Origin of the sequence: Paracoccus broussonetiae (assembly GCF_031854425.1) — a bacterium.
In the GTDB taxonomy this organism is placed as follows: Bacteria; Pseudomonadota; Alphaproteobacteria; order Rhodobacterales; family Rhodobacteraceae; genus Paracoccus; species Paracoccus broussonetiae.
The window spans coordinates 252641-276690 of the sequence record NZ_JAVRQI010000007.1; the positions used below are offsets into that span (position 1 = coordinate 252641).

Annotated in this window: 22 protein-coding genes; 13 read left to right on the forward strand and 9 right to left on the reverse strand. The window is 66.8% G+C overall.

All coding sequences use genetic code 11. The features are described from left to right. Genes RM190_RS11130 through RM190_RS11140 form a run of 3 tightly spaced genes read left to right on the forward strand, consistent with a single transcriptional unit; the run spans position 1 to position 2734 of the window. Positions 1-1002 carry a dihydroxyacetone kinase subunit DhaK gene (locus tag RM190_RS11130; protein WP_311759511.1) on the forward strand — a complete coding sequence of 334 codons (1002 nt, stop codon included), beginning with the start codon at positions 1-3 and terminating at the stop codon, positions 1000-1002. A 7-nt stretch (positions 1003-1009) separates the two neighbouring features. Continuing rightward, positions 1010-1642 carry a dihydroxyacetone kinase subunit L gene (locus RM190_RS11135; protein WP_311759512.1) on the forward strand — a complete coding sequence of 211 codons (633 nt, stop codon included), beginning with the start codon at positions 1010-1012 and terminating at the stop codon, positions 1640-1642. Between the two features lie 21 nt (positions 1643-1663). Continuing rightward, complete coding sequence (locus RM190_RS11140; RefSeq protein ID WP_311759513.1) at positions 1664-2734, forward strand: aldo/keto reductase; 1071 nt, start codon at positions 1664-1666, stop codon at positions 2732-2734. Here RM190_RS11140 and RM190_RS11145 read toward each other — a convergent pair. Continuing rightward, positions 2725-3684: an aldo/keto reductase gene (locus RM190_RS11145; protein ID WP_311759514.1), complete on the reverse strand. Its 960-nt coding sequence runs from the start codon at positions 3682-3684 to the stop codon at positions 2725-2727. The genes RM190_RS11140 and RM190_RS11145 overlap by 10 nt on opposite strands. A 214-nt stretch (positions 3685-3898) precedes the next feature. Here RM190_RS11145 and RM190_RS11150 point away from each other — a divergent pair, with 214 nt between their 5' ends. After that, positions 3899-6079: an OmpA family protein gene (locus tag RM190_RS11150; RefSeq protein WP_311759515.1), complete on the forward strand. Its 2181-nt coding sequence runs from the start codon at positions 3899-3901 to the stop codon at positions 6077-6079. An 83-nt stretch (positions 6080-6162) separates the two neighbouring features. Here RM190_RS11150 and RM190_RS11155 read toward each other — a convergent pair whose 3' ends face one another. Next, positions 6163-6321: a hypothetical protein gene (locus RM190_RS11155; RefSeq protein WP_311759516.1), complete on the reverse strand. Its 159-nt coding sequence runs from the start codon at positions 6319-6321 to the stop codon at positions 6163-6165. A gap of 115 nt (positions 6322-6436) precedes the next feature. On the opposite strand from RM190_RS11155, the gene RM190_RS11160 reads away from it, so the two are divergent. After that, positions 6437-6970, forward strand: coding sequence for a GNAT family N-acetyltransferase (locus RM190_RS11160; protein ID WP_311759517.1), 534 nt, complete (start codon positions 6437-6439; stop codon positions 6968-6970). On the opposite strand, the gene RM190_RS11165 is transcribed toward RM190_RS11160, so the two are convergent. After that, the gene (locus RM190_RS11165) at positions 6948-7793 is read right to left on the reverse strand and encodes an AraC family transcriptional regulator (protein WP_311759518.1); all 846 of its coding nucleotides are present in this window, start codon (positions 7791-7793) and stop codon (positions 6948-6950) included. The two genes, RM190_RS11160 and RM190_RS11165, sit on opposite strands and share 23 nt — an antisense overlap. Before the next feature lie 116 nt (positions 7794-7909). Here RM190_RS11165 and RM190_RS11170 point away from each other — a divergent pair, with 116 nt between their 5' ends. After that, the gene (locus RM190_RS11170; protein WP_311759519.1) at positions 7910-9112 is read left to right on the forward strand and encodes an MFS transporter; all 1203 of its coding nucleotides are present in this window, start codon (positions 7910-7912) and stop codon (positions 9110-9112) included. Positions 9113-9136: 24 nt separating this feature from the next. On the opposite strand, the gene RM190_RS11175 is transcribed toward RM190_RS11170, so the two are convergent. Further along, positions 9137-10132 carry a substrate-binding domain-containing protein gene (locus tag RM190_RS11175; RefSeq protein WP_311759520.1) on the reverse strand — a complete coding sequence of 332 codons (996 nt, stop codon included), beginning with the start codon at positions 10130-10132 and terminating at the stop codon, positions 9137-9139. A gap of 154 nt (positions 10133-10286) precedes the next feature. Here RM190_RS11175 and RM190_RS11180 point away from each other — a divergent pair, with 154 nt between their 5' ends. Genes RM190_RS11180 through RM190_RS11190 form a run of 3 tightly spaced genes read left to right on the forward strand, consistent with a single transcriptional unit; the run spans position 10287 to position 13731 of the window. Continuing rightward, positions 10287-11630 (forward strand): uracil-xanthine permease family protein, encoded by a 1344-nt coding sequence (locus tag RM190_RS11180; protein ID WP_311759521.1) that lies wholly within the window; start codon positions 10287-10289, stop codon positions 11628-11630. After that, complete coding sequence (locus RM190_RS11185; RefSeq protein ID WP_311759522.1) at positions 11627-13024, forward strand: amidohydrolase family protein; 1398 nt, start codon at positions 11627-11629, stop codon at positions 13022-13024. Before RM190_RS11180 ends, RM190_RS11185 begins: the two co-directional genes overlap by 4 nt. Further along, on the forward strand, positions 13021-13731 hold the full coding sequence (locus tag RM190_RS11190) for a sulfite exporter TauE/SafE family protein (RefSeq protein ID WP_311759523.1): 711 nt from the start codon (positions 13021-13023) through the stop codon (positions 13729-13731). Before RM190_RS11185 ends, RM190_RS11190 begins: the two co-directional genes overlap by 4 nt. 218 nt (positions 13732-13949) lie before the next feature. Here the strand turns inward: RM190_RS11190 and RM190_RS11195 are convergent, their stop codons facing one another. Then, the gene (locus tag RM190_RS11195; protein WP_311759524.1) at positions 13950-14084 is read right to left on the reverse strand and encodes a hypothetical protein; all 135 of its coding nucleotides are present in this window, start codon (positions 14082-14084) and stop codon (positions 13950-13952) included. 254 nt (positions 14085-14338) lie between these two features. Here RM190_RS11195 and RM190_RS11200 point away from each other — a divergent pair, with 254 nt between their 5' ends. Both RM190_RS11200 and RM190_RS11205 read left to right on the forward strand, forming a co-directional pair. After that, the gene (locus RM190_RS11200; protein WP_311759525.1) at positions 14339-15694 is read left to right on the forward strand and encodes an 8-oxoguanine deaminase; all 1356 of its coding nucleotides are present in this window, start codon (positions 14339-14341) and stop codon (positions 15692-15694) included. Between the two features lie 46 nt (positions 15695-15740). Beyond that, entirely contained in the window at positions 15741-17123 is a 1383-nt protein-coding gene (locus RM190_RS11205; RefSeq protein ID WP_311759526.1) for a uracil-xanthine permease family protein, read from the forward strand. Between the two features lie 50 nt (positions 17124-17173). On the opposite strand, the gene RM190_RS11210 is transcribed toward RM190_RS11205, so the two are convergent. Beyond that, positions 17174-17611 carry a DUF6691 family protein gene (locus RM190_RS11210; RefSeq protein WP_311759527.1) on the reverse strand — a complete coding sequence of 146 codons (438 nt, stop codon included), beginning with the start codon at positions 17609-17611 and terminating at the stop codon, positions 17174-17176. Continuing rightward, on the reverse strand, positions 17611-18075 hold the full coding sequence (locus RM190_RS11215; RefSeq protein WP_390908290.1) for a YeeE/YedE family protein: 465 nt from the start codon (positions 18073-18075) through the stop codon (positions 17611-17613). The genes RM190_RS11210 and RM190_RS11215 overlap by 1 nt, the downstream gene beginning before the upstream one ends. A gap of 57 nt (positions 18076-18132) precedes the next feature. Between RM190_RS11215 and RM190_RS11220 the strand changes: the two genes are divergently transcribed. Beyond that, positions 18133-18471, forward strand: coding sequence for a metalloregulator ArsR/SmtB family transcription factor (locus RM190_RS11220; protein ID WP_311759528.1), 339 nt, complete (start codon positions 18133-18135; stop codon positions 18469-18471). Here the strand turns inward: RM190_RS11220 and RM190_RS11225 are convergent. Further along, positions 18444-20126 carry a Na/Pi cotransporter family protein gene (locus RM190_RS11225; RefSeq protein ID WP_311759529.1) on the reverse strand — a complete coding sequence of 561 codons (1683 nt, stop codon included), beginning with the start codon at positions 20124-20126 and terminating at the stop codon, positions 18444-18446. The genes RM190_RS11220 and RM190_RS11225 overlap by 28 nt on opposite strands. A gap of 219 nt (positions 20127-20345) precedes the next feature. Between RM190_RS11225 and RM190_RS11230 the strand changes: the two genes are divergently transcribed. Further along, positions 20346-21116, forward strand: coding sequence for an SDR family NAD(P)-dependent oxidoreductase (locus RM190_RS11230; protein WP_311759530.1), 771 nt, complete (start codon positions 20346-20348; stop codon positions 21114-21116). Here RM190_RS11230 and RM190_RS11235 read toward each other — a convergent pair. Beyond that, entirely contained in the window at positions 21089-23833 is a 2745-nt protein-coding gene (locus RM190_RS11235; RefSeq protein ID WP_311759531.1) for an AMP-binding protein, read from the reverse strand. The genes RM190_RS11230 and RM190_RS11235 overlap by 28 nt on opposite strands. Positions 23834-24050: the final 217 nt, after the last annotated feature.

The following is a 24050-nucleotide window of genomic DNA, read 5'->3' on the forward strand; positions in this document are numbered from 1 at the left end:
ATGAAGAAATTGCTGAACAAACCCGAAGATTTCGTCGACGAGATGCTGGATGGGATCTATCGCGCCCATCCCGAGGTGACGCATGTCGCAGGGGATCTGCGCTGCTATGTCACCGCGGCACCCGTCAAGGGCAAGGTCGGGATCGTGACGGGCGGCGGATCGGGGCACCTGCCGACCTTCCTTGGCTTCGTCGGCAAGGGGATGCTGGACGGCTGCGCGGTGGGCGGCGTGTTCCAGTCGCCCAGCTCGGACCAGATCCTGCAGGTGACGCGCCATGTCGATCAGGGTGCGGGCGTTCTTTACCTTTACGGAAACTATACCGGCGACATCATGAATTTCGACATGGCGGGCGAGCTGGCCGAGATCGAGGATATCCAGATCCGCACGGTCATCGGCAATGACGACGTCGCCTCGTCCGTGGTGGGAGAGGAACACAAGCGCCGCGGCGTCGCAGGGATCTTCTTCATCTACAAGGCCGCGGGGGCGGCGGCGGCGCGGATGCTGCCGCTGGACGAGGTCGCGCGGCTGGCCGACAAGGTGCGTGGCCGCACCCGGACCATGGGCGTCGCCCTGTCGCCCTGCATCATCCCCGAAGTCGGCCGCCCCGGATTTCAGATCGGCGCGGAGGAAATGGAAATCGGCATGGGCATCCACGGCGAACCCGGCATCTCGCGCGAGGCGCTGCTGCCAGCCGACGCGGTGGTGGACCGGATCATGGATCGTATCCTTGCCGAGACCGATTACGCCCGCGGGGATGAGGTTGCGGTTCTGGTCAACGGCTTGGGCGCGACACCTCTGGAAGAGCTTTACATCATCTTCCGCCGCGTCTCGCAGGTGATGGAGGGGCGCGGGGTCAAGATCCGGCACGTCTGGGTCGGTGAATTCGCCACCTCGATGGAGATGGCAGGGGCCTCGGTTTCGATCCTGCATCTGGACGACGAGATCGAGCCCCTGATCGCGGCCGGGGCACAGACACCCTTCTTCCGCCATTTCGGCGAGTGAGGCGCGGATGGCCTTCACCACCGATGACATCACCCGCCTGTTCGATGCCTTCGCCCGGCGCTTCGCCGCGGAACGCGAGGCGCTGATCGCGCTGGATGGCAAGGTCGGCGACAGCGATCTGGGCATCACCATGTCCAAGGGCTTTGCCGCCGCCCACGACGCCGTCGCCGATCTGGCCGCGCCGGTTCCGGCGGGGCAGATGAAGGCGGCGGGCGCGGCGCTGGCCAAGGCCGCGCCCTCGACGATGGGCACGCTGATGGCGACGGGTTTCCTGCGCGGATCGAAGGCGGTCGAGGGTGCCGGGACTCTGGACCTGACCGAGCTTGCGGGTTTCTGGCGCGCCTTTGCCGATGGCGTCGCGCAGCGCGGCAAGGCCAGGCCCGGCGACAAGACGGTGCTGGATGTGCTGGAGCCGGTCGCGGCCTCGCTTGAGGCATCCGCCCGGCAGGGTCTTGACCTGACCGATGCGCTGGCCGCGGCAGTGACGGTGGCGGATGCGGCGTTGCAGGCGACGCGCGACATGGTCGCCCAGCATGGCAAGGCCGCCGCCTTCGCCGAAAAGTCCCGTGGCCTGCCCGATGCCGGGGCGACGGTCGCCGTGATGCTGATCGAAACCATGCGGGACACGGCCGCGGCCTAGGCGCGCGAACAGGGGGAAAAGATGGATTATCGTCAATTGGGCAGATCCGGGCTGAGCGTCCCCGTTCTGACGCTGGGGACCTTCACCTTTGGTGGCGCGGGGCCGTTCGGCATGGTCGGCCAGCAGGGCGTCGCCGAGGCGCGCGAGCTGATCGATTGCGCGCTGGACCTGGGCATCGGCATGGTCGACACCGCCAACATGTATTCGACCGGCCTTGCCGAGGAGATCCTGGGCGAGGCACTGGCGGGCCGGCGCGACCGGGTCCTGATCTCGTCCAAGGCGCGGATGCGGATCGGCGAGGGCGCGAACGATCAGGGCGCAAGCCGCTGGCACCTGATCCGCGAATGCGAACGCAGCCTGACGCGGCTTCGCACCGACCATATCGACATCTATCACATCCACGAATGGGACGGGCTGACCCCGGTCGAGGAGACGATGGCGGCGCTGGACATGCTGGTCGCGCAGGGCAAGATCCGCTACGCGGGCTGCTCGAACTATACCGGCTGGCAGCTGATGAAATCCCTGATGGCGTCCGAGCGGCACAACCTGACCCGCTTCGTCACCCAGCAGATCCATTACACGATCGAGGCGCGCGAGGCGGAGTACGAGCTTTTGCCGATCGCGCTGGACCAGGGCGTCGGCGTCACCGTCTGGAGTCCGCTGGCGGCGGGCCTTCTCAGCGGCAAGCATCGGGGCGGGCGGATCGCGCCGGAAAGCCGGCAGGCCAATGGCTGGACCGAGCCCCCGATCCGCGATCCCGCCCGGCTTTGGGCCATCGTCGACGAGCTGGCGGCGATCGGTGAAAGCCACGGGGTCGAGGCGGCGCAGGTGGCGCTGGCCTGGCTGCTGACGCGCCCGGGCATTGCCAGTCTGGTCGTCGGCGCGCGCAGCCGCGACCAGCTGGAACGCAATGCCCGCGCCCTTATCGTCACCCTGACCGGGGACCAGCTTGCCCGCCTGGACAAGCTGAGCCGCCCACCGATGATCTATCCGCACTGGCATCAGGAGCAGTTCGCCAAGCCCCGCTTTGGCGGCCCTGAATTCGCGCTGCACCCAAGGGACGGGGCGGACCAGCGGCCTTTTCAGCAATAACGCTCGATAAAGGCCATCTGGTGGTCGCCGTAACGGTCGCCATGCGCGAAACCGGGCGGCAGGATGCGGTCGATTTCGGTGATGTCCGCCGCGTTCAGTGGGGCAGGGTCCCAATCGCCCAGATGGTCGGCCGTGCGCGTGCCGGGGATCGGGATGATGTGGTCGCCCTGTGCCAGAACCCACCCCAGCGCGGCCCCCGCGACCTTCCATCCACGATCCGCGCAAAGCGCGCGGAAGGGCGCGATCGCCGCAAGGTTGGCCGAAAAGTTCGGCTCGACAAAGCGGGGGTTGGTGTCGCGGAAATCGATCCCGGCGCGGAAATCGCGCTTCAGCGGTGCGCGACCCAGCATGCCACGCGCCAAGGGCGAAAACGCGACGAAGGCCACGCCCAGATCCTTGCAGGCCTGGATCAGGCCAAGCTGGGGCAGGCGCGTCCACAGCGAAAACTCGCTTTGCACGGCGGTCACGGGATGTTCGGCATGGGCGCGGCGCAGGGTCGCGGGCGCGATCTCGGACAGGCCATAGCCGCCGATCTTTCCCTCCTGCACAAGCTTCGCCATGGTCCCGGCCAGATCCTCGACCGGAATGGCGGGCTGGCGGCGGTGGATATAGTAAAGATCGATGTGATCGCGCTTCAGCCGTCGCAGCGACTCTTCAAGGCATTGGCGGATATAGGGCTCGTCATTGCGGACCTCGCGCGGGGGGCCGCTGACGATGGCGCATTTCGTGGCAAGGTGGATGTCCTGCCGACCCCATGTGCCAAGGATCTGTTCGGACACGCCCATGCCATAGATATTGGCCGTGTCGAAATGGCTGATGCCCCGGTCCGCGGCGGCGTCAAGACAGGCCAGCGACGTCGTCTCGTCCGTGGGGCCGAAGATTCCGCCAAAGCTCATCGTGCCAAGGCCGATGGCGCCGACCTGTCGCGTGCCCAGCTGTCGTTGTTCCATGCCCGTCTCCTTTTGCCGCGGTGCGGCAGGGAAGCGCGATGTGCGCCGCGCGTCAAGCGAAAGTGCCCGCATGACAGGTGCTTAGCTGGCGTCGCGGGTCTGGGTCGCGGGCGGTTTCGGCGGCGGGACGCCCATCACGTTCTTGTAGAGGAACCGTGTCTTCGAACCGCCTGTTGGTCCGCCAATCAGAACGCCAAACGGCAAAGGACAAGACATGCGCCGAATTTTCAATGAAACGACCGCGATTGCGGCCTGTATCTCGCTTCTGGCGCCACATGCCCTGCTTGCGCAATCCGCGGATGCCCTGAAGGACGCACAAGGCCAGGAACAGCAGGCACCGGAGCAGGCGGCCCCGGAACAGGTGGCCCCCGCCGCACCGGAACAGGCCGCGCCGGAACGGGCACAGCAGCCCAAGGCGAAGGGCAAGCCCGCCGCGGCCTGCGATGATGGCTCGGCCCCGCCTTGCGCGGACGCGGCCACCGCCAGCCCCGCGCCGCAGGCGGCGGAAACCGCCCCGGTAGAGGCCCCTGTCGAGGCCCCGGCCCCGCAACCCGAAGCGCAGGCCGCCCCGCCGGTCGAAGCGCCTGCCGTCGAAGCACCTGCCCCCGAGGCGAAGGCAGCCCCTGAAGCCCCGGCGGAAGCCCCTGTTGAGGCACCTGCGGCCAAGGCCCAGGCCGATCAGGCAGTGACGCCGGATGAGCCCGTGAAGGATGCCAAGCCGGCGCCGCTGGACAATCCCGCGCCCCAGGCCGAAGTGCCGACGCAGGACGACCTTGCGGATGCGCTGAAGAAGGAAGCGGACGGGGCCGCGCCCGCGGCTCAGGAAAGCGCGCCCGTTCAGGCTGACAAACCTGCCGCGCCGGCTGAAGGCGACGTGACCGGCAAGCCCGCGGCCGAGCAGGTCGAACCGGCCCCGCTGCCCGAAAGCGCCCCGGCCGAGACCGCCGCCCCGGCGGCCGGTGGTGACGCCCCCGCCGCGCAAGTCCCGGCCGAAGCCGCGACGACGCAGAAGCCGGGTGCCGCCCAGACCGACGGCACTGCGGCCGGCAGCACGGCGGCCGAGGCTGCCCCCACCGCACCCGCTGGCGATCCGGCAACCGACGCCGACGCCCTTGCCGCGGCGCTTGCCAAGCAGAACGGGGAGGCGGCGACCCCTGCGAAAACCCCCGCGGGCACGGCCGCTCCGCAGGCACAGGGTCAGGCCGATCCTGCGCAGCCTGCGACCCAGCCCGCCAAACCGGGCCAGGCCGAAACCGCCCCCCCCGCGCCCGAACAGGGCGCCAGCGAAACCGAAGCCGCGAAAGAGGCTGCCGCCGCACCCGAGGTGGCCCCGGTCGCCGCGCTGAGCGACGAGGCGGGCAAAGGCGAAGTGACCGAGGAAAAGGTCACCAAGGAAAACAGCCGCTCCTCGGCCGAGGATTTCGCGACCGACCTGACCAATGCGATGACCGCCGCCACCGGCGCGCCGGCGCAGGCCCGGACCGAGGCCAAGGATGATGACGACGACAATAAAAGCGATCTGGCCAAGGCGCTGCTTTTCGGCCTTGGCGGGGTCGCGGTTGGCGCGATGCTGAACAACAACCGCCAGGTTGCGCTGAGCAGCCCCGACCGGGTCGTGGTCACGCGCGGCGATGGCAGCCAGCAGGTCATCAAGGATGAGGTGGCCCTGCTGCGCCAGCCCGGTTCGACCGTCGCGACCGAGAATTACAATGATGGCTCGTCGCGCACGATCGTCACGCGCGCCGATGGCAGCAAGATCATCACCGTGCGGGATGCGGATCTGCGGGTTCTGCGCCGCAGCCTCGTGTCAGCCGACGGCACCACCACGCAGCTGATCGACGACACGGTCCGCGTCGATCCGGTCGATGTCGCCAGCCTGCCCGCTCCGGTCGCCGGAACCGGCATCGCGCTGGGGAAAACCAGCGAGGAGGATCTGCGTGCCGCGCTGCTGCGCGAGTCCGATGTCGGACGCCGCTTCACCCTGTCCCAGATCCGCAACATCGCGCAGGTCCGCGCGCTTGTCGCCCCGGTGAACATCGACGCCATCACCTTCGAGACAGGCTCGGCCGCGATCCAGCCCGATCAGGCCAAGCAGCTTTCGGCGCTTGGCGCGGTCATCCGCGAAGCGGTCGCCGCGAACCCGCGCGAGATCTTCCTGGTCGAGGGGCATACCGACACCGTCGGCTCGGACGCCGCCAACCTGGCGCTTTCGGACCGCCGTGCCGAGTCGGTCGCCCTTGCCCTGACCGAGTATTTCAAGGTTCCGCCTGAAAACATGGTTGTGCAGGGCTATGGCGAACAGTTCCCGCGGATCCGTCAGGAAGGCGACGTGCGTGAAAACCGCCGTGCCGCCGTTCGTCGGATCACCGACCTGCTGCCGCAGCCGACGAAGTGACCTGACAGACCGGCGCGGCGATCTTCCGCGCCGGTCCCTTTGACAGCGATGCGGGCCAGACCGGCCCGCAGGTCGTCGCGCGCCTAAAGCAACTGGTCGTGCTGCTTGACCGTGCGGCAGGCGGCCGAATTTCCCTGACCGCAAGCGGCCCGCAATTCCGACAGGGATTTCCCCTGGACCGAGCCGCCCGAGGAACAGGCGCTTGTCGCCAAGAGGATGAAAAGCAGGGCAATCTTGTTCATGTGGTCCTTTCCGGAATGTGGCCGCGGTGGGATCGGACCAAGGCTAAGCGCAGAGCGCCCCGGACGGAAGCGTCCAGATGCCGCGCCCCGCGACGGGGTTGCGCTTGCCCCGCCGATGGCCAAGGTTGCGGGCCATGATGAGGGCCTGCCGATGCGTGACATGGAAATCCGAAGACTGACCCCGGATGAATTTCCGATCTTCAAGGCGATCCGCCTTGAAGCGCTCGGCTCCGAACCCGCGGCCTATGCCAGCAGCGCGGGCGACTGGGCAAGGCTTTCCGACGAGGAATGGCGTGGCAGGTTGCAGATTCCGGTCTTTGTCGCCTTCCGGGCGGGCAATCCGGTCGGGATCATGGGGCTGCTGCCCCAGCAGGCCAGCAAGATGAAGCACCGGGCCACGCTGATCATGGTCTATCTCCGCCCCGAGGAACGCGGAGGCGGGGCGGCGCAGGCGCTTCTGGACGCCCTCATCGCAGAGGCGCGCAAGGCGGGGATTTCCCAGATCGAGCTGAACGTCAGCTGCCGGAACCCACGCGCGATCCGCTTTTATGAACGCAGCGGCTTTGACCGGATCGGGATCATCCCGGCCGGAATGATCCATGAGGGTCAGGAAATCGACGAAATGATCATGGCGCGTCGATTGGCCTGAGCTTCGGTGACATGGCGGCGGCCTGTGCGGAAATATCGACCCTTCCCGGCACGTCGCGCAGGCCCAGATAGGCCAGCGGCGCAAGGCCGAAGGCCTTCTTGAACATGATCGTGAAGGCGGCGGGGTTTTCATAACCCAGGTCCATCGCCACCGCCGTCACGGGCGTTCCCGCGGCCAGATGGGGCAAGGCCGAAAGCAGGCAGGCCTGCTGCCGCCAGCCGACGAAGCTGAGGCCGGTTTCCCTGCGGAACAGCCGGGTAAAGGCCCGCCGGCTCATCCCCAGCGCCCCGCTCCAGTCATCGATGGTCTCATGGATGTTGGGCGCGGTCATGAAGCGCCGGCACAGCGCGGCAAGGCGTTCGTCGCGCGGATAGGGCAGGGACAGCGGCAGGGCCGTCAGGCGCGCGATCTCGTGTCCCAGCAGCTCCATCAGCGCGCCCGGACGGCCCGACAGCGGGTATTCCAGCGGCAGCTCGAACGCCTCGACGATCAGCGCGCGCATGAAGCCGGGGATGCCGACCACCTGGCAATGATCCGGCATGCCCTGTGCCGCCTCGGGTTCGATATAAAGGCTGTGCATCCTGACCGCGCCGACGATCCGGACATTGTGAACGGCGCCGGGGGGGATCCACATGCCGCGCTGCGGGGGCATGACCCAGGTGCCGTGGGGCGTCGTCATGACCACCAGCCCCGTCGCCCCCGAGATCAGCTGCCCCCGCCGGTGGCAATGCGGCGGGATCCGGAAGCCGTCGGGATAGTCGTTGGTGATCGCGACGATGGGGCGCGGCGTGTGGTCGACCGTGTCGATATGGATGTCGCGCATGATTGGCCCACTTGCGTAACAATCAGGCCCAAACAAGGTGGCGGGCAGATTTCCCGATCTGTAGCCCTCGGGCATCGGCAGGGCAAGACGCCTGCCCGGAATCTCGGAGATGCCCCTTGTCAGACGCAGCAACCGTTGCCCCGCCCCGCAGTGGCGCGGCCTCATACCCGGTGCTTGGCGCAGCCAGCCTGTGCCATTTCCTGAACGACATGATGCAGGCGCTGCTGCCGGCGGTCTACCCGATCCTGCAGGGGAATTTCTCGCTGTCCTTTGCGCAGGTCGGTTTCCTGACCTTCGTCTATCAGGTGACGGCGTCCCTGCTGCAGCCGTTCATCGGCGCCTATACGGATCGCAGGCCGCTGCCCTATTCGCTGCCATTCGGGATGGCGTCCTCGATGCTGGGGCTGCTGACACTGGCCTATGCCCCCAGTTATCAGGTGCTTCTTGCGGGGGCCGTGCTGCTGGGGATCGGTTCCTCGATCTTCCACCCCGAGACGTCGCGGATCGCGCGCCTGGCCTCGGGCGGGTCGCATGGCATGGCGCAGTCGCTGTTCCAGGTCGGGGGCAATTTCGGATCGGCGGTCGGGCCGCTGGCCGCCGCCTTCATCGTGCTGCCGCGTGGACAGCAGGGGCTGGCGTGGTTCGCGCTGGTGGCGCTGGCCGGGATGATCGTGCTGAGCGCACTTGGCCGCTGGTATCAGGTGAACGGCCATGCCCGCCGCCCCGCCAAACCGCCCGCGCGCCACGCCCTTCTGTCGCGGGGCAAGGTCGCGATGGCGATGTCGGTGCTGATCGCGCTGCTGTTTTCCAAGTATATCTATCTTGCCAGCTTCACGAGCTATTACATCTTCTTCCTGATCGAGAAGTTCGGCTTGCAGACCCAGCAGGCGCAGCTGTGCCAGTTCGTGTTCTTCGGCGCGGTGGCTGCGGGCACGATCGCAGGGGGGCCGATCGGCGACCGCTTCGGGCGCAAGCCGGTAATCTGGGCCTCGATCCTGGGCGTGCTGCCCTTTACGCTGCTGCTGCCGCATGTCGGGCTGACCGCGACGATCATCCTCAGCGGGATCATCGGCTTCGTCATCGCCTCGGCGTTCCCGGCCATCGTCGTCTATGGGCAGGACCTGATGCCGGGGCGCGTGGGCATGGTGTCGGGCCTGTTCTTCGGCTTCATCTTCGGGATCGGCGGGATCGGGGCCGCGCTGCTGGGCGGGCTGGCCGACTGGAAGGGGATCACCTTCGTCTTCGACCTGTGTTCGGTGCTGCCGGTGATCGGTATCCTGACCGTGCTTCTGCCCGACACGCGCGAACAGCATGGTTAGGCGGTCGGCCGGCGTCCGAAAGGGCTAGAGGGTCGAGGAGTGCCGGGGCACCAGCTCCGGCATCGCCGCCTCGATCATCCGGGGCTTGCCGTCGATCCGGTCAAGCAGCAGCTCGACCGCGCGTTCGGCGATGTCGGGCAGATGCAGGTCGACGGCCGTGATCGGCGGCCGCGACAGCTTGGCGCGCAGCCCGTCATATCGCGTGACCAGCCGCAGGTCTTCGGGAATGCGCCGGCCCAGTTCCTGCGCGGCCCGCACCGCGCCGCTGGCAAAGGCGTCGACGGCGGCAAAGATGCCGTCGATCCGGGGATCGTCGCGCAAGGCCGCCAGCGTCGCGCGATAGGCGATCTCCTCGCCCTCTTCTTCGTCCAGCGCAAGCAGTCTTGGGGCATGGCCGTGGGTCTGCGCGAAGGCGCAATAGGCCGCGCGGCTTTCGATCTGGCTGGTGCGCTGGCTTGCCCCGACCAGCGCCATGACATTGCGGCAACCCTGTTCTTCCAGATGCGTCAGCAGCAGGCTGGAAGTGTCACGCGAGCGCAGGTCGACCGCGGGAATGTCGGGGCGATCCGGAACCGTGCCGATAGAGACGATCGGCGTCTGGCGCTGTTCGAAATGCGCCAGCACCGGATCGTCGCGCATCGGTTCGACCAGGATCACCCCGTCGAAGCCCGCCGAGACATAGCTTTTCGCCGAAGGGTGGGGCGGGATCAGGCATAGCGCCAGGTTGCGGGTCAGCGCGGACATCGCGGCCGATGCGGCGATCTCCATCAGGAAGCCCAGCCGCGACGGCCCGGCGGCGACAGCGAAGGGCATCGACGAGGCCAGCGCGATCGTTCCGGTCCGTCCGCTGCGCAGGGCCACGGCCGCGCTGCTGGGGTGATAGCCGATCTGCTCGGCCAGCGCCTGGATCCGCCTGCGGGTTTCCGGGTCGACATGGCGGCGCCCGCTGAAGGCATGGGACACGGTCGTGACGGATACGCCCGCGGCCTTCGCAAGGTCCGAAATCGTCGGTTTGGCCACCCATGCCTCTCGTTCAAACAGTCTTCGCGCCAAGCTAGCAGCATTGCCGTCTGATGCAACAAAACGATTTGCACGAATCGGCGGAGGTGATACGCAAACGGATAGCAAAACGATTTGCATGAATGCGAACATGGCTTAACAACAGGGAACGACGATGAATTCCGATGCGAAGACTTCCTCTGTCGCCGATCCGGTGGACCAGGTCCTGCCCACAAGGGAGCTGGTGCTTTTCGGCCTGCAACATGTGCTGGTCATGGCGGCCTCACCGATCACGGCGGTGTTTCTGGTGGCCCAGACGCTGGGCTTCGATGCCGGCCTGACCGTCTCGATCATCAGCGCGACCTTTCTGGTCTGCGGGATCGGGTCGATCCTGCAAAGCCTTGGCCCGGCGGGGCTGGGGGCGAAACTGCCCTTCGTCATGGTGCCCGGCGGCGCGCCGATCGCGATCTTCATCGCCATTGCCAGCCAGACCGACGTGCAGACGGCGGTGGGCGCGGTGCTGATGACCGGGGCGTTCTATTTCCTGGCTTTGCCGGTCTTTCGCCGGCTGCTGCGCTTTTTCCCGCCCATCGTGGTCGGGACCATGCTGCTTCTGGTCGCGGTGAACCTGGTCAAGATCTATGGCGGCACCATCACCGGCAAATCCGGGACCGAGGGCTTTGCCGACCCGGTCAATGTCGGGCTGGCGCTGGCGACGATTGCCCTGACGGTGATCTTTTCGCGCGTGTTCACGGGCACCTTGCAGCGCATTTCGGTGATGCTGGGGCTGGTCGCGGGGACGTTGCTGGCCGCCGCGCTTGGCAGGCTGGACCTGACCGGCGTGATGGCGGGCCCGATCATCGCGCTGCCGCACCTGTTCCCCTTCGGAATGCCGAAATTCGACATCGTGGCGTCCTTGCCGCTGATCATCTTCTCGATCATCTCGATGGCCGAGGCGACCGGGCAGACCATCGCCACCGCCGAGATCGTCGGGCGCAAGGGCGACGCCCATGCCATCGTCCCGCGCACCATCCGCGCCGATGCCGTCGCCTCGATCCTGGGAGGGATGCTGGGCACCTCGCTCATCATCACCTCGGGCGAGAATGTCGGCATCGTGCGTGCAACGGGCGTGCGCTCGCGTCTGGTCACGGCGATGGCGGGGGTGATCCTTGTCGTGATCGCGCTGATCGCGCCGGTGTCGCGGCTGGCCAGCCTGCTGCCCGGCCCCGTGATCGGCGGCACCGCGATCATCGTCTTTGCGATCATCGGGGTGATCGGCATCCATGTCCTCAGCCGGGTCGACCTGCGCGGGCATGGCGCGATGTTCACGCTGGCCTCGGGGCTGGCGATGGGGCTGATCCCGATCCTGGTGCCCGGCGTCTACAGCCAGTTTCCGCAGTGGTCCCAGATGATCCTGGGCAACGGGCTTGCCATGGGCACGCTGACAGCGGCGGTGGTCAACGCGCTGTTTCAATTCAGTTGGCCGCAACTTGTCCAGACGAAGGAAAATACACGATGAACGATCTGTGCCGGGCTTTTGCCGTCACCGAAAACCTGGTTGTCGCCCCCGGCCGGATGCTGCTGGAGGACGGCCCCCGGCCCGGCATGGCGGTGCTGCTGCGGGGCGGGCGTTTTCAGGCGGTCGATACGCTGACGGCCCTGCGCGCCCTTCACCCCGGCCTGCCGGTGGTCGAGTTGCCGGACCACCTGATGATGCCCGGCTTCATCGACACCCACACGCACCTGACCCAGTCGCTGGGCAAGTCGCTGGTCTTTGGCGAGCCGTCCGAGATCTTTCGCCGCATCTGGGTGCCCTTGGAGGGCAGCCTGGATGAGCGCATGGTCTATCTGTCTTCGAAGCTGTCGGCCCTTGAATGCCTGCGCGGCGGCTTCACCACTGCGGTCGACGCGGGAACGCGCTCGGCCGGGCATCTGGACCGGCTGGTCGAGGCCGCGCGCGAAACCGGCCTGCGCCTTGTGGTCGCGCGCATCTGCAACGACCTTGGCGGCGCGGCGGTGGTGCCCGACCGTGCCCAGATCCTGCGCGACGCCGAAAACCATCTTCGCGCCTATCAGGGCGACCCGCTGATCCACGCCTCGCTGGCGATCTCGATCCCCGAAGTTGCCAGCGACGCCATGCTACGCGAGATTTCGGGCATGGCGGCGGCGGCGGGCGTCACCTTCCAGACCCATGTGAACGAACATCTGGTCGCGGTCGAACGTTCGCTGGTCAGCAATGGCCGCCGCCCGCTGCAACATCTGGACCATGTCGGCGCTCTGGGTCCGCAGACGCTGCTGGCCCATTCGACGCTGGTCACCCCGTCCGAGCTGAACCTGCTGAGGGATACCGGCGCGGCCGTCGCCTATAACCCCGTCGCCTCGACCTGGAAGGGCAATGCCGTCGCGCCCGCGCTGCAGATGCAGGCGCTGGGGATCCGCTTCGGGCTGGGGACGGACGGCACCCGCGCCGACGGGTTCCGGCTGATGGACGCAGGCGAGACGCTGCAGCGCATCGCCTACGGGCTTGCCTCGGGCGACAGTTCCTGCGGCGGTGGCGGGCTTTGGCTGAACGCGGCGACAAGCATGGCCGCCGATGCCAGCGGGCTGGGTGCGGTCACGGGGCGCATCGCTCCAGGGTTGGCGGCAGACTTCCTGCTGGTCGATCTGGACCGGCCGGAGTTCACGCCATCCCATGATTTGGGATGGGAGCTGGTCCGTTACGGCAGCCGCGACCAGATCGACGCCGTGTTCACCAATGGTCGCCTGCGCATGGTGCAGGGCTGGCCGGTTGACTGGGACGCCCGCGCCTTGTTGAAAGAGGTCCGCGACCTTGCCGCCCCGGCCATCGCCGCCGCGCCGATCCAGCGCATCCATCCCACGGCTGACAGCCTGCTTGCCACGAGGTCGTTGTGACTGTTTCCGCCTTCGTTCTTCTGTCCCTGCTGGTCGGCGCCTCTGCCTTTGTGCAGGGGGCGGTCGGCATCGGCTTTGCCCTGATCATGGCGCCGGTCTTTGGCTTCGTCGATGCCAGCTATCTGCCGGTGACCCTGCTGATCCTGATGCTGCCGCTGAATTTCCTGGTCGCCTGGCGCGAGCGGCGCACCATCGACCGCAAGGGGACGCGCTGGATTACCGCAGGCCGCTTCCTGGGCACCTTCCTGGGCATGGCGGTTCTGTTCGCGCTGAGCGTGCGGCAGCTTGAAATCGCGGTCGGCCTGCTGACCATTCTTGCCGCAGTCGTGGCCTTGCTGTCGCCGCCCTTCGCACCCACGCGCAGTGCGTCCCTGGGCGTCGGGCTGTTCACCGGCGTGACCGAGACTTCGACCGGGATCGGGGGACCGCCGCTGGCGCTGCTTTACCAGCACGCACCGGGGCCGGTGCTGCGCGCCACCGTCGCGACCTGCTTTCTGGTGGGTGAGGTGATCTCGCTGGTGATCCTGATGATTGCCGGTCGGGTCGGGCAGGGGCAGCTTCTTGCGGCGCTGTACCTGACACCCGCCGTCCTGCTGGGCAGCATGCTGTCAAGAACGGTCCATTCCCGCGCCAACGGGCCGGGCCTGCGGATGGCGGTGCTGATCTTCTCGATCGTCAGCGGCGCCGCGCTTCTGCTGAAGGGCTAGGGCGGTCGTTCTTGCGTGACATGGGAGAGGATTTGGAAAGGGCGGTGCCGCTTTTTCGGCTGCGCCGGACCTGATCTTTTCGACAAGTTGGCGGAACAGGCGAACGGGTGCATCCTGTTGTTACTGAGGAAAGCCTAGAGGGAAATTCTGCATCGACAGGAGGTCGGTCCGGGAGGGGGCCGGCCTCTTTTCATGTCCATTCCCGCCCTTGTCCGTCTTCACGATTTCCGCGTCTTGGCCTCTGCCTTGCGCCCGATCCGGTGGCGTCCGCGCATGGCGGGTTGTCGGATCATCGCGTCGGCCTGCGGGGTCTTTGCGTCGGACGAGCAGGTCGAAACTTTATAATAATTCATCATAATAAACTGTAATTGCTTAATTGCATGTCGCGGCTTGCCGTTCTTTTCCGCACGCAAAATCGCAGCCCCACGAAATTCTTGACAGGTGGTCCGCCTTTTCGCCAGTCTGACCGAAGATGCCCGGGTCAAACCGGCATCCTTCATACCCCGCTCAACCCAGGTTGATGACGATCCGGAGTTCGCGCCTCCTGGTACAGGGATCATAGCGAAGCTGGCCGCAGGCCGGTTCAACTGTGACACCTGGAGGGGGCATGACTGCCGATCTTCTGATTCATGACGCGTATATCTATGTCGACCGCGGTTGGGAAATTCCGTCGGGCTGGATCGCCATCGCGGGCGGGCGCATTCAGTCCGTTGGCGACAGCGGCAGCGCCGCGCCCCCGGCCAAGCGCCGCATTTCCGCCAATGGAAAGCTGGTGACGCCGGGGCTGATCAACTGCCATCACCACATGTACCAGAACCTGACCCGGTCCTATGCCCCGGTCACGAATGGCAGCCTGTTCGAATGGCTGACGGGTCTTTATCCGCTTTGGGCCGGGTTGGACGAGGAAGCCGTCTTTGCCTCGACCTATGTCGCCATGGCCGAGCTTTTGCTGGGCGGCTGCACGACCTCGATGGATCACATGTATGTCCATCCGAAGCCCTTCCTGATCGACGCCCAGTTCAGGGCGGCCAACGAGATCGGATTTCGGTTTTACGCGACGCGCGGCTCGATGACCCGTTCGGTCGAGGATGGGGGCCTGCCGCCCGCCTCGGTGGTCCAGGACGAGGATGTCATTCTTGAGGATTCGGTCCGCCTGGTCGAGAAATTCCACGACGCGTCGGCCGGGGCGATGAACCGCGTGGCGCTGGCGCCCTGTTCGCTGTTCTCGGTGACCGAGCGGATCATGTCCGAATCCGCCCGGCTTGCCGACAGATACGATCTGCGCCTGCACACCCATCTTGCCGAAGACCCCGAGGAAGACACCTATTGCCGCGAGGTCTATGGCTGCACGCCGGTCGAATATTTCGAACGCGTGGGCTGGGCCTCGGCGCGGTCGTGGGTGGCGCATTTCATCTATCCCAAGCACGAGGAGATCAAGCGGCTGGCCCATGCGGGTGTCTGCACGGCGCAATGTCCCTGTTCGAACATGCTGATCGGCGGGGGGTCGGCGGACCTGATGGGGCTAAGGGCGCTTGGCATGCCGGTCGGACTTGGCTGCGACGGATCGGCCTCGACCGACAGCGCGTCGCTGTGGCTTGAGGCGCGCACCGCGCTGCTGCTGGGCCGCTACAAGAACGGCCCGCATTCGATGTCGGCGCGCGATGCGCTGGACGCGGCCACGCGGGGCGGCGCCGCCTGCCTTGGTTGGGAAGACGAGATCGGGCATCTTCGCCCCGGCGCCTGTGCCGATCTGGTCATCTGGCAGATGTCCGATGTCTCGCTTGCGGGCGCGCTGACCGACCCGGTCGAGGCACTGCTGCGCTGCGGACCCGCCACGGCGGGAACGACCATCGTGAACGGTGTTCCTCTGGTCGAAAACGGCCAGCCCAACCTGCCCGGATTGAACGACGTGCTGAAAGAGCACCTGAAACAGGCGCGACGGATACAGCGCCTGCGCCCCTAACCCATCACAGCCTGGATCGCGGACTGGTCAGGAAAGGAAAACCGTCATGACCGCAGCAAGCAAGATCTACGCAAGTCAAGATACGTCAACGGATGTCGGAAGCGTCGAGGAGTTCATCCCGCTTCCCAAACGCATTGTCCTGGGGGCGCAGCAGGCGCTGGTGTCAAATGCCTGGCTGGACCCGATCTTCATCGCCTCGGTCGCGGGATTCTCGGCGGGGCTGGCGACCAATCTGGTCTCGGCCACCTTTCTTGCCGCCGGGCTTGTCACGCTTGTCCAAAGCACCCGGCTGGTCAGGCTTCCGATCGTGCAAGGGCCTTCCTCGGCCTTCTCTCCGCTGGCGATCGGCTATTACAAGGCCGGTTCGATCGCCGCGGCGGGGTTCGGGCTGTTCATCGGGGCGGCGATCATCTTTCTGGCCGCGATCACCGGGCAATTCGCAAAAATCCGCGCGGTTCTGTCGAAATCCGTGTCGGGGGCGATCATCACGCTGGTCGGGATCTCACTGACCGGATTCGCCTTCATGGAGTTCTTCGGCGGTCCGGGAAGCCCGCATTTCGGTACCGGCTACAGCTTGCTGATCGCCGCGATCACCATGGGGACGGTCGTCCTGTGTTCGGGGCTGGGCGGGCGCATGCGGACCTTCGGCTTCCTGTTCGGCCTGATCGTCGGCAATGTCGCGGCGGCCATGGCGGGGCTTCTGAATTACTCCAGCGTCGGGACCGCGCCGTGGCTGGCTTTGCCGAAGCTGCTGCCCTATGGGGCGTGGAGCTTTGACCCCGGCATCACGATCACCATGATCATCGTCTTCTTCGTCGCGGTGGTCGAAGCGGTCGGCATGTACGAGGCGACCGCGATCCTGGCCCGGACCGAGCTGGACGAAAAGCGCATCAACATGGGCATCGCGGGCGAGGCAGGCGGTTCGATGCTGTCCGCCCTGCTGGGGGCCTTCGGGACGACCGCCTATGCCCAGAACCTTGGCGTGGTCAAGCTGACCGGCATCGCCAGCAGGCATGTGGTGCGGGTAACCGGGATCATCTTCATCGTCCTGGCCTTCATCCCCAAATTCGGCGCGATCCTGGTCACGACGCCCGCACCGGTCATCGGCGGATTGTTCATTCCCGCCGCCGCGACGGTCATCATGGCGGGGATCCAGATGGCCGGAATCGAGCGGCGGGGTCCGGCGCAGAATCTGGTCGCGCCTCTGGGCATCATGGCGGGATTGGGGGTGCCACCCTTGGCCGACGCGCTGTCGCCCTCACTTTACCCTCTGCTGGCGGAAATGGTGCATCACCCGATCGTGGTGGGATCGGTCGTGGCCATCCTTGCCGAGCTGGTCCTGGTCAGGCTGCCCGAGGCGCTTCGCAAGGGGGATGCCGGGTCCGCCAAGGCGACCGCGGGCGTCCCTTCCGATCACCTCGGGGGATAGGTAGATCCGAAGGGTGCGGCTGGACATGAGGTTCCAGCCAAGGTTCGCGCCTAGGCGGTTCCCGGTCCGCCGGGGCGCCTGCCGGATTTGATCCGCGCGCCCAGCCACAATCCCGCCAGCATCGCGGGCAGGAAGATCAGGGTTCCGGGTGCAAGCAGGGGCAGGGCGGTCCAGGCCGGACCCGGACAGAACCCGCCAATGCCCCACCCGATCCCGAACAGCAGCGCCCCGGCCAGAAGCGGCCGGTCGATCCTGCGATTTTGGGGGATGTCAAAGGCTGGCTCCAGCACCGGTGTGTTACGGCGCCAGACCAGCCGATAGCCGATGAAGGCGGTCAGCGTGGCGCCGCCCATGACAAAGGCCAGGCTTGGATCCCAGCTTCCCGCCACATCCAGGAAGTTCAGCACCTTGGCCGGGTCCGACATCCCCGAGATCACCAGCCCCAGCCCAAAGACCAGACCGCACAGAAAGCCCCAGGCCGCACGCATCACGCGCCCCCCGGCAAGTGGCGCAGCAGGAAGACGGTGACAAGGCCCGCCGCCATGAAGGTCAGGACCGCCGCCAGCGCGCGGGGCGACAAGCGCGCCAACCCGCAGACCCCGTGCCCCGAGGTGCAGCCCGATCCAAGCGCCGTGCCGGTGCCGACCAGCAGCCCCGCCAGGGCCATGCCAAGCGGGTTGCCCGGCACCGTCTGCGCGACCGTTCCGCCCAGGGCCATGACGGTCAGCGGCGCCAGGATCAGCCCGGCCAGAAAGGCCAGCCGCCAGTCGCGATCCCTTGGCGCGCCGGGCAGGGGGACCACGGCGCCGATCGCACCCTGCGTGATCCCGGAAATGCCCGCGATGCGCCCGAACAGCCCCATCACCATCACCGCGCTCAGCCCGATCAGCACACCGCCCAGCAGTGAGGCCCAGGGCGTGAACTGCGTTTCGATCCCGATATCCATGCGCATTTCCCGACTTTGCCGAGGCGCTTGCCTTTGCCGGCATTCGCCCCGTATATATTAAGAATGTCTAATTCAGTCAACGCTAATATATCGCAGCCGGACAAGGCGACCGCCGCCCTGCAGGACCGGGCGGATCACGTCGCCGCGCGGCTGGCGCTGGTCGCCAATGCCAAGCGCCTGCTGATCCTGTGCGAGCTGACCAAGGGCGAACGCTCGGTCGGGGCGCTTCAGGCGGCCGTGGACCTTGGCCAGTCCGCGCTCAGCCAGCACCTTGCCAAGCTGCGCGAGGCGGAAATGGTCGAGACACGCCGCGAGGGTCAGACCATCTTTTATCGCATCAGCGACCCCGACCTCGGCATCCTGATGGCGGCGCTTTACGAGGCCTTCTGCAAGGACCGGTGATCGGGTGCATCGGCGCCGTAAAGATACGCGGCCGCGCGCCAGGCATGGTGGCCCAGGCTTTCCAGCACCCGGTTTGCCTCGACCTGCGCAAAGGCATCCGCCGCGGTCAGGTTTCCGGGCGATACCGATGCCAGCAGATCGGCACGGGTCCGTCGCGCCTGAGCGGCAAGATCGCCGGCCGTATCCGCAAGCGCCGCAAGCGTCGCGCCGACGGCGGGCGAGATGGTCCAACCGATGGGGGCGGCTTTCGCGCCAAGCCCGCCCTCGGTGGTGATGGTGGCGCAAACCGTCTGCGCATCCGCCATTGAACGCAGGCACAGCCCGTTGATCTGCGGATCGCAATATGGCGCAGGGGCGGGGCCCTGATCCAGCCCGCCCCCCTTCACGGCCTGAATCAGGCGCGAGGCGTGGTCCAGCGCGTGCAGCAGCTTCGTCATGCGCGACTGCTCTGCCCCTGTCGCGGGCGGCTCCTCAAGTTCGGACAGAAAATCCCTGACCCGATCAAGCCCGGCCTCCTGCTGGGCCAGATCCCCCGGAACGCGATCGGCATCCCCTTGAAGCGCGGAGATGACCCGCCCGGTCGTCTGCGCCAGAACTTCGGCAATGGCGCGGCGGGCCGTTTCGATGGCGACGATGGGATTTGCAAGCGCGCTGGGATCAAGCGCCCGGGGAAACGGCCCCTGCTTCGCGGGCAGGATGCGCTCGACCGTTCGGGTGAACCATTGCGTGGCCGGAAGAAGCACCGCGACACCCACGACATTGAATGCCGTGTGATAGGCCGCCAGCAGCGTCACGCCGCTGACCAAGGGTTCAAGCCCGCGCATCAGCCTGACCGCGAAGGGAAAGGTGACAAGCGCGATGATCGCGGCCATCAGCTTGAACAGCACATAGGCCAGTGCAAGTCGTTTGGCCGTGATGCTTGCCCCGATGGCCGCCAGTGCCGAGCTTGTCGCGGTTCCGATGTTCTGGCCGATGATCAGCGCCGCGCCCTGCTCCAGATTGACCGCACCGGCGTAAAAGGCCGAAATCGTGACCGCGATCGCGGCCGTCGACGATTGCATGACGGCGGTCATCGCCAGCCCGATCGCAATCAGCGCGGCCAGCCCCATCGCGCCCGAGATCCAGCCGACACCCGCCTGACCCAGTACGGCGGGCAGGTCCGAGGGTTGCAGGCTGTCCGCCAGTCCCCCCATGCCCTGTTGCAGTGTCGTCAGCCCGTACAGCACCATGGCAAAGCCCGCGACGGCCCCGCCCGCGGCTGCGATCCTTTGCGAGCCCAGCAATCGCGCCAGCGCGCCAAGGAAGATCAGCGGCAGCGCGAAGGCGGACAGGGACACGCGGACCCCGATCAGCGCCACCAGCCAGCCCGTCCCGGTGGTGCCGACATTCGCCCCGAAGACAAGGCCAAGCCCTTGCGGAAAGGTCAGCAGTCCCGAACTGACAAGGCCGATCGTCGTCATCGTGACCGCGCTAGACGACTGCACCAGCAGCGTGACGACCGCGCCCCAGAACGTGCCCGAGATCGGGGTGGCGGCGGCCTTGCTCAGGATCGTTCTCAGCGCCGTTCCCGCAAGCTCTTTCAGGCTGTCGGTCATGACCGTCATGCCCAGCAGGAAGATCCCGATGCCTCCAAGAACGGCAGTCAGGGTTTGCATGCAGTCCCCCTTTCCCTTGCGGCCGCGGGCGATGGAAGATCCGCGCAGATCAGGACTGTATTGAGCGCATGGCCATGTGTTCAAGCGCCATTCCGCGCCGTCGGGCAGGGCGGGACATTGGCGCATCCTTGCCCGTCCCGGTCTTCTGGATGCTGGACCTGCCGCCCCCAATCGTGCGACTGCACCCCGCGAAGCGGTCAATCAACGACGGATGAGATGATGCAAAGTGAAAACCGGGTTGCGATTGTCACGGGTGGCCTGACGGGTATCGGGCGCGCGGTGGCCATGCGGCTGGCACGCGGCGGCGCGACGGTCGCCATTGGTGCGCGGCGCGGGGCAGCGCCGGAACTGACGCGCGACCTGACCGCGGAATTTGGCGACCGCATCGGTTTTGGCCAGCTGGACGTGCGCGATACCGAGGGCTGCCGGGGCTTTGTGGCGGATGTGCTGGCGCGTCACGGGCGGGTCGACATTCTGGTGAACGCCGCCGGGGTCTATGAAGAGGGCGCCGTCGCGGGGCACAGCGACCGCCTGTGGGATGACACCATCGACACCAACCTGACCGGCACCTTCAAGATGATCCGAGAGGTCATGCCCGGCATGATGGCCCAGAAATGGGGGCGGATCGTCAACATCGCCTCGGTCGCGGCGCATCAGGGCATGGCGCAGAACGGCGCCTATTGCGCGTCCAAGGCCGGGCTGCTGGGATTGGGGCGCTGCGTCGCGCTGGAAGGTGCGGCGGCGGGCGTCACCTGCAACAGTGTCAGCCCGACCTGGGTGGAAACCGAGATGCTGAAAACCTTCATCGATGCCGAAGTCGCCGCCGGTGCCCCCCTGGCCGAGGTCCGCGCGAAGTATGAGTCCTCGAACCCGCAGGGCAAGCTGGTCCAGCCCGACGAGGTGGCCGAGCTGGTGGCCTATCTGGCCAGCGATGCCGCGCGTGGGGTGACGATGGCCGATTATCAGATCAACGCCGGCTCGCTTTGGTGAAGCCGCTGGCCGATCAGGCGGGGGGCGTCGCAGATTGCGGCATAGTCGCCCCGCCACGCGGCCTTTGCGGCGGCATTGTCGAAGCGGGCATCCGCCGCCAAGATCTGCGCGTCGGCCTCGATCAGGCGCCGCACCCCGTCTGACAGCCGGACGCGGTCCAGCCATTCGGTGCGGTCCAGCACGGCCATATGGTTGGCATCCGGGGCAATGGCCGCATCCGCAATCAGGTTGAACCACGCCACCCCTGTGGGCGGGGTCAACCCCGTCAGAAAGGCCGCGGCCGCCCGCACATCCGTCATGGGAAAGGTCAGCCCGCGCGGAATGGCCCCGGCCTCGCGACAGGCTGCCAGCACGATTTCGCAGATGTCGCGCGGGTTAGGCGCGTCCATGTCGTAAAGCGAGGGCAGGCGGACGATCGCCGCCGGAAGGCCCGAGCCGGCGATCTCGGCCTCGGCCGCGATCTTGGCCGCGCCATAGCCGGAACAGCCGTCGAACAGCCGGGCCGGGCCTTCGGCAAAGGGTCCGCCGGTTTCGGGGAAGACCGCGGTCGAGGATGAAAAGCGCAGATCCGCCCCGGCGTCGCGGCAGAATTGCACGACATTGCTGATCCCGGCGCGGGACCATTCCTCCATCCGTTCACGATCTACCGCCAGGTTCACGGTCGCGGCGCAGTGGATGACGTGGCTGACCTGCCGCGAGAGGCCGGCATAGGTCGCGGCGTCCAGCCCGAACATCGGCACATCGATCTGGCCCGCAAGGACGACGACGCGGCCTTGGTGCTGCGCGGGCACGACGCCCTGAAGACGCGTCTGCGGATCGCGGTTGCCGGGGCGGACAAGGCAATAGACGACCTGATCCGCGGGCAGGCGGTCCAGCGCCGCCGCCAGCACATGCCCGCCCAGAAAGCCCGTCGCGCCGGTCAGGAACAGGCCGGGGCGATCCACCCGCGCCACGCTGGCCCCGCTGTCATTGGTCAGCAACTGGTGCAGGCGCGCAAGCGGCAGGTTCAGCGCCCAGTCGAAATCGACGCGACGGCCATAGCTTTCCTCAAGCGCAAGGACCAGATCCACGCACATCAGGGAATCGCCGCCCAGATCGTGGAACGAGCGGTCGGGGTCCAAAGCGGCGGCATCGCAGCGCATGATCCGCGCCACCTGCGTCAGCACCGCAAATTCGCCGTCCGCATCGGCCTGAACCGCAATCTCGGGCAGCGCCTTGAAGTCGCATTTGCCCGAGACCTGATGGATGGGAATTTCCTGCAACCGGACCAGATAGGACGGGATGCAATAGGCGGGCAGAACCTGCCGCAGCGCATGGGCCAGCGCGGCGGGTATCCGCGGCCCGCCACCCTGCCAGCGCGAGGCGTTCCGCGCCGCCTGCTCGGCATCGGCGGTGTAATAGAAGACCAGCGCCTGACCGCTGCCCTGAATGTCGCGCACCCATGGGATCGCCTGCCCGAAGTCCAGCAGCCCGGCCATGGTCTGCGTCAGCTCTGCGGTCTGGATGCTGTGGCCGCGCAGCTTCAGCATATGGGCGACGCGGCCCAGAACGGTGATCTGCCCGTCGGCCGCGACGATGCCCTGATCGCCGGTGTCGTAAAGGCGCATCTCATGGCCGTCGATGACCAGTTCGCGAAACCGGCGGGCGGTTTCCCCGGGGCGGTCCACATAGCCGGGGCCCAGCATGCGCGGGCCTTCGAAATGCAGCAGGCCCGCGGTGCCGGGCGGGCAGGGCCGGTCCTCATGGTCCAGCACCACGGCCCGCAGATGCGGCATGGCCTTGCCGACTGCCGTGCCCGCGGCCTTGTCCCGCAGGCCCGTGACCTTGGACATGCAGATGTCATGGGTTTCGCAGATGCTGTAAAGGTTCCACAGCGTGACCTGCGGCAGCTTGGTCTGGATCTCGGCGATCAGGCGGTCGTGGACGACCTCTCCGTTCAGGATGACGCGGGCAAGGGGCAGGGCCGCGCCGACAGCCGCATCGACCGGGCCAAGAATCTTTTCCAGGAAGGACGGCGTGAACAGCATTTCCTGGATGCCGTGATCGGTGATGAACGCGGCCAGCCCCTGCGGCGACAGCAGCTCCTGCAGCGTCGGGAAGCAGATTTCCGAGCCGAAGCGCAGCGGGCGAAACATCTCCCATATCGCGAAGATATAGACGCCGACTTTCATGCCGGGGCTATAGGGCGCGTATTCCTCGCGCCAGTGATAGGACAGAAGGGCGGCGTCATGCGTGACCGGAATGCATTTGGGGCGGCCGGTGGTGCCCGATGTCGCCACAAGATAGATCGCATCCGTGGGCCTGACCGGTGCCGCCGTGATGTCAGCGGGGGCGGCGCCCAGGAACCCGGCGGCATCGACCACGCGGCACCCGGCAGGCAACTGGTCCGGCCTTGGCGGCTGCGATGTCAGGATCAGCGAGATCCCCAGCTCTGCCACGATATTCTCCAGAACCGCCTTGGGCATGGCCGGGTCCAGATGCACGAAAGGACGCCCATCGACCACGCAGGCGGTGACCGCCGCGCCAAACAGCGTCCCCGGCACGCCATAGACCGCCACGGCCTTCTGTTCCGCCAGAGTGGGCCGCGCGGCGGCGATGAAGCCGCCCAGTTCGGCATAGGTCATGCTTTGTCGCCGGTCCCTCAGTGCCGTCAGGTCGGCAAAGCGGGTCAGGGCAGTCGCGATTTCGTCGGCGATCGAGGCATAGGGCTGAGACATGCGGGTGCTACCGTTAAGGACAGCCAACGTCGTCAACGCAAACTGCCGCAAGGTCAAGTGCGGCGATGGGGGCGGCTAGTCCGCGTCCGGCCATTCGAATGCACGCGCCTGCTCGATCGCCGTGCGATCCGCGGTAAAGACGATGAAGTAATCCTTGCTGGTGTCCCGGTCCCCGATCACCCGCAACTGTTCAAGGGCTACGGCCACGGTTTTCTCG

What these genes read in the sequence shown, in the direction of transcription:
- RM190_RS11130 (WP_311759511.1), top strand. Translation starts at nt 1, where the DNA reads ATGAAGAAATTGCTGAACAAACCCGAAGATTTCGTCGACGAGATGCTG.
- RM190_RS11135 (WP_311759512.1), top strand. Translation starts at nt 1,010, where the DNA reads ATGGCCTTCACCACCGATGACATCACCCGCCTGTTCGATGCCTTCGCC.
- RM190_RS11140 (WP_311759513.1), top strand. Translation starts at nt 1,664, where the DNA reads ATGGATTATCGTCAATTGGGCAGATCCGGGCTGAGCGTCCCCGTTCTG.
- RM190_RS11145 (WP_311759514.1), bottom strand. Translation starts at nt 3,684, where the DNA reads ATGGAACAACGACAGCTGGGCACGCGACAGGTCGGCGCCATCGGCCTT.
- RM190_RS11150 (WP_311759515.1), top strand. Translation starts at nt 3,899, where the DNA reads ATGCGCCGAATTTTCAATGAAACGACCGCGATTGCGGCCTGTATCTCG.
- RM190_RS11155 (WP_311759516.1), bottom strand. Translation starts at nt 6,321, where the DNA reads ATGAACAAGATTGCCCTGCTTTTCATCCTCTTGGCGACAAGCGCCTGT.
- RM190_RS11160 (WP_311759517.1), top strand. Translation starts at nt 6,437, where the DNA reads ATGGCCAAGGTTGCGGGCCATGATGAGGGCCTGCCGATGCGTGACATG.
- RM190_RS11165 (WP_311759518.1), bottom strand. Translation starts at nt 7,793, where the DNA reads ATGCGCGACATCCATATCGACACGGTCGACCACACGCCGCGCCCCATC.
- RM190_RS11180 (WP_311759521.1), top strand. Translation starts at nt 10,287, where the DNA reads ATGAATTCCGATGCGAAGACTTCCTCTGTCGCCGATCCGGTGGACCAG.
- RM190_RS11185 (WP_311759522.1), top strand. Translation starts at nt 11,627, where the DNA reads ATGAACGATCTGTGCCGGGCTTTTGCCGTCACCGAAAACCTGGTTGTC.
- RM190_RS11195 (WP_311759524.1), bottom strand. Translation starts at nt 14,084, where the DNA reads ATGAATTATTATAAAGTTTCGACCTGCTCGTCCGACGCAAAGACCCCG.
- RM190_RS11200 (WP_311759525.1), top strand. Translation starts at nt 14,339, where the DNA reads ATGACTGCCGATCTTCTGATTCATGACGCGTATATCTATGTCGACCGC.
- RM190_RS11205 (WP_311759526.1), top strand. Translation starts at nt 15,741, where the DNA reads ATGACCGCAGCAAGCAAGATCTACGCAAGTCAAGATACGTCAACGGAT.
- RM190_RS11210 (WP_311759527.1), bottom strand. Translation starts at nt 17,611, where the DNA reads ATGCGTGCGGCCTGGGGCTTTCTGTGCGGTCTGGTCTTTGGGCTGGGG.
- RM190_RS11215 (WP_390908290.1), bottom strand. Translation starts at nt 18,075, where the DNA reads ATGCGCATGGATATCGGGATCGAAACGCAGTTCACGCCCTGGGCCTCA.
- RM190_RS11220 (WP_311759528.1), top strand. Translation starts at nt 18,133, where the DNA reads ATGTCTAATTCAGTCAACGCTAATATATCGCAGCCGGACAAGGCGACC.
- RM190_RS11225 (WP_311759529.1), bottom strand. Translation starts at nt 20,126, where the DNA reads ATGCAAACCCTGACTGCCGTTCTTGGAGGCATCGGGATCTTCCTGCTG.
- RM190_RS11230 (WP_311759530.1), top strand. Translation starts at nt 20,346, where the DNA reads ATGCAAAGTGAAAACCGGGTTGCGATTGTCACGGGTGGCCTGACGGGT.
- RM190_RS11235 (WP_311759531.1), bottom strand. Translation starts at nt 23,833, where the DNA reads ATGTCTCAGCCCTATGCCTCGATCGCCGACGAAATCGCGACTGCCCTG.